The sequence below is a fragment of the Xanthobacter sediminis genome (assembly GCF_043195015.1).
Taxonomy (GTDB): domain Bacteria; phylum Pseudomonadota; class Alphaproteobacteria; order Rhizobiales; family Xanthobacteraceae; genus Xanthobacter.
Window position 1 is genome coordinate 1 of the sequence record NZ_JBAFWH010000041.1, and the last position, 3,736, is coordinate 3,736.

Annotated in this window: 3 protein-coding genes; 2 read left to right on the plus strand and 1 reads right to left on the minus strand. The window is 67.6% G+C overall.

Going from position 1 to position 3,736, the window contains the following annotated elements; all coding sequences use genetic code 11:
- A partial coding sequence (locus V5F61_RS21005; protein WP_393989095.1) for an acyl-CoA dehydrogenase family protein occupies positions 1-1,218 on the minus strand: 1,218 nt, incomplete at its 3' end.
- Positions 1,219-1,690: 472 nt separating this feature from the next.
- Between V5F61_RS21005 and V5F61_RS21010 the strand changes: the two genes are divergently transcribed.
- Both V5F61_RS21010 and V5F61_RS21015 read left to right on the plus strand, forming a co-directional pair.
- Positions 1,691-2,959: an SfnB family sulfur acquisition oxidoreductase gene (locus V5F61_RS21010; RefSeq protein WP_393989094.1), complete on the plus strand. Its 1,269-nt coding sequence runs from the start codon at positions 1,691-1,693 to the stop codon at positions 2,957-2,959.
- Between the two features lie 264 nt (positions 2,960-3,223).
- On the plus strand, positions 3,224-3,736 hold a 513-nt coding region (locus V5F61_RS21015; protein WP_394104083.1), incomplete at its 3' end, for an LLM class flavin-dependent oxidoreductase.

The following is a 3,736-nucleotide window of genomic DNA, read 5'->3' on the forward strand; positions in this document are numbered from 1 at the left end:
GCCGGCGATCGCTCCGATCTGCCAGACATAGACGGGCTCGGTGCCGTTCACCGCATTGTCGCCCAGGATGCGCTCCTTGTAGATCAAAGGGTTGTGGCTCGCCGCAGTGCGCACGTTCCGCCAGTGGCGGTCGAGGGCAAGCTTCTCGTCGGTGGCCGAGGCGCTCAGCGCATTGAAGACATCGCCGGTGGCCCGCAGCGCGAGCTCGGCGGCACCGACCTGCGCGGCGGCGGAGGCGAGCTCGGCGTCGATGTTCGCCTGGTCGTCCGCGGCTTTATCGTCCGCCTGGGATGTTTCATAGGCCCGCTGCGCCGCCCGCGCGGCCTCCAGCGTGGCGGCACGGGCGGTGAAGGCGAATGCGCGCGCCCGGCCCACCACCTGCAGCACCTGGGGATCATGCCGCGGCAGCGTGCCGGCGCCGTGGGAGAAGCCACGCGTGCGCTTGGCCACCAGAGCCGAGGCCTCCCGCACCGCCGCGAGGGTCGCGCCCGCCAGGACCGAGTTCAGCACCAGCTGGTAGAAGGCGGTCTGGTAACGGAAGCGGGCCTCGAACGGCACCAGGCCTTCCGGCTCCACGGCGGCGGCGGTGTAGATGGTGGTGCCGGTGCCGGTCAGCTTCTGGCCGAAGCCGCTCCAGTCGTCGCGCCGCTCCACGCCGGGCTGCGCCGCGCGCACGATGGCGATCACCGGGGCGCCGGTGTCGGCGCGGGTGGCATAAGTGTCGATCCAGTCCGCGAAAATGGTCCCGGTGGAATAGTATTTCTCGCCCTCGACGCGGAAGCCCTCGCCATCCGGGACCACCTTGGTGATGGTGTCACCGAGCTTGACCGCGCCGATTTCGGTCCAGCCGTTGCCGGCGATCTCGCCGGCGCCGAAGCGCTTCAGCCAGGGTTCGCCCTGGCGACGAGGCGCGACGAGACGGTCTTCCACCAGGGCGAAATGCCCGCGCAGCGCCTGGGCGACATTGGTATCGGCCTCGGCGAGGTCGATCAGGAGGTCGAACAGCTGCGGCAGGGAGACGCCGAGGCCACCGTACTCCACCGGCACGCGCAGCGCCGTGAAGCCGGCCTCCTTCAGCCATCCGATCTCCTCGAACGGCAGGATGCGCTCGCGCTCGCGCCGGACGGCCCCTTCCGCGATGCGCGCGAACAGCGGGCGGAAACGCGCCTTCAGCGCCCCGGTGTCGGGAAACGTGCCCCGGTACTCATGCACAGTCACGGCAATGCTCCTTCCTGCGCCCGAAGCGGCATCCGGGCGACATTGACCTTCATTTCTGGAACAGCTTCGACCGCCCTAGAGCCGGCGGCACCCCAGTCTTGCAAAGTGTAATCGGAAGCCGCGGATGGAGGCGAGGGTTCGTTCTTCCATATTTCGGCCTTTGCGGAGCATCTCACCGTCGCCGAATAGATAATTTTCGGAATATTTTTTCAAAAATGCGGCGCCGCTTTCGGAGAGAAATTTCTCTCCTATCAATTCACCTGGATCCATATCGCCCGTAGAATAATGTTATTGAAATATAACACATAATAAGAAGCGTATTCCACTTGCAGGATGCGTTATTTCTCGCAACGCTGCGAGAGCATCGCATTGCGCGGCGCTGACGACCCCCGCGGAAGAAGACATGCGCACGGCGCGGATGGCGCGCGTCTTCCGGATGCGGATGAGACATCAAGCCCGAAAAGGAACGAGCATGGGTTCCCTCACCGAAACCGAAATCGATTACACGCAGCATCCCCGCGTGAATTCCGCGGACCCCGTGCCGCCGCGTCCGCGGCCCTCGACCCCGCCGCACCTGCTGAAGGACGAGGCGGACGCCATCGCCGCCGCCACCGCGCTGGCGACCCGGCTTGCGGAGGGCGCGGCGCTGCGTGATCGCGAGGGGCTGCTGCCGCTGGCCGAGCTCGACCTCTACTCGCAAAGCGGTATCTGGTCGCTTCTGATTCCGAAGCGCTACGGCGGGCCCGGCCTGTCCCACGCAACCCTGGCCAAGGTGATCGCCATCATCGCCTCCGGCGATCCGGCGGTGGCGCAGATCGCGCAGAACCACATCGCCATCGCCGCGCTGGTGGATCTCGACGCGACCGAGGAAGAGAAGGCCCGCGTGTTCGGCTGGTCGCTCGCCGGCCTGCGCTTCGGCAACGCCTTTTCGGAGTTCGGCGGCAAGGACGTCACCGACTTCAAGACCCGCGTGCGCTTCGAGGGCGGGGAAGCGGTGGTCGATGGCGAGAAATTCTACACCACCGGCGCCCTCCTGGCCCACATCGTGCCCATCGTGGCGGTCGGTGACGACGGCGTCTATCTGGTGTTCGCCGACCGCGAGACCCCCGGCCTGAGCGTCACCAACAACTGGTCCAGCTTTGGCCAGCGCACCACCGCTTCCGGCTCTGTGCGCATCGAGAACGTGCGCGTGCCCCGCGAGCGGGCGGTGAAGCTGCGCGACACGGCGGAGCACCCCTCGGTCCAGGGGCCCGTCTCGCAGATCATCCAGGCCGCCATCGATGCCGGAATCGCCCGGGCCGCCATCGACGATACCATCCGCTTCGTGAAGACCCAGACCCGCCCGTGGATCGACAGCGGCAAGGAGACGGCGGGCGAGGACCCCTACACCATCGCCGCCATCGGCGACCTGAAGCTGCGCCTGCATGCGGCGGAAGCCCTGCTGGAGAGCGCCGGCCGAGCCATCGACAAGGGCTATCTCGACCCCTCTCTGGAGAATGTGACCGAGGCCACCATCCGCACCGCGGAAGCCAAGGTGCTGACCACGCAGATCGCCATCGACGCCACCAACAAGCTGTTCGAGCTGGCGGGCACACGCTCGACCCTCGCCCAGTTCGGGCTCGACCGGCACTGGCGCAACGCGCGTGTGCACACGCTGCACGACCCGGTGCGCTGGAAATTCTTCCATGTGGGCAACTGGTACCTGAACGGCGTGCATCCGCCGCGCCATCCCTGGAACTGAGACCCGCGCGCGGCGACCGGGCATTCGGGGGCGCGGATACCTCAGGCATCCGCGCCCTTCGGCATGGCCGCCGTCGCTCAGGGCGGGACAGGATCGGCCACGGAGAAGACCGTTCTCCGCAGGCGGGGTCTGGGAGGGACGCGTTCTCCGACCGATGGGTTCTTTGGAATGGCCGCGGCTGCGGGGGCCGCCTATCACAGGAGGTGACGACGCGCGTCCGGAAACGGACGGCGTAGGCCCGGCCGCTCTGACAGGATCGATGCGATGGCGAACCTTCCCTCCCCGGAAGTCTTCTGGTTCCTCCCCACCTCGGGCGATACCCGCTACCTCGGCACATCCGATTTCGGGCGCGAGCCCACCAACGCCTATCTGCGCGAGATCGCCGTCACCGCCGAGCGGCTCGGCTACGACGGCCTCCTCATCCCCACCGGATCGAGCTGCCAGGACCCCTGGGTGACCGCCTCCAGCCTCATCCCCCTCACCAGCCGCATCAAGCTGCTGGTGGCGCTGCGCACCTCCATCATGGGGCCCACCGCCTGCGCCCGCCAGGCCGCCACCCTCGACCAGGCCCTGGACGGGCGCCTGCTGCTCAACGTGGTGCCCGGCGGAGACGCCGCCGAGCTCGCCGCCGACGGCATCTTCCTCGATCACGATGCCCGCTACGAGGCCGCCGACGAGTTCCTCACCGTGTGGCGGCAGATCCTCGCCACCGGCGAGGCCTTCAGCTTCAACGGCCGCCACCTCAAGGTGGAGAACGCCCGCAATTATTATCCCCCG

Coding starts and splice junctions, on each gene's coding strand:
- V5F61_RS21010 (WP_393989094.1), top strand. CDS start 1,691: ATGGGTTCCCTCACCGAAACCGAAATCGATTACACGCAGCATCCCCGC.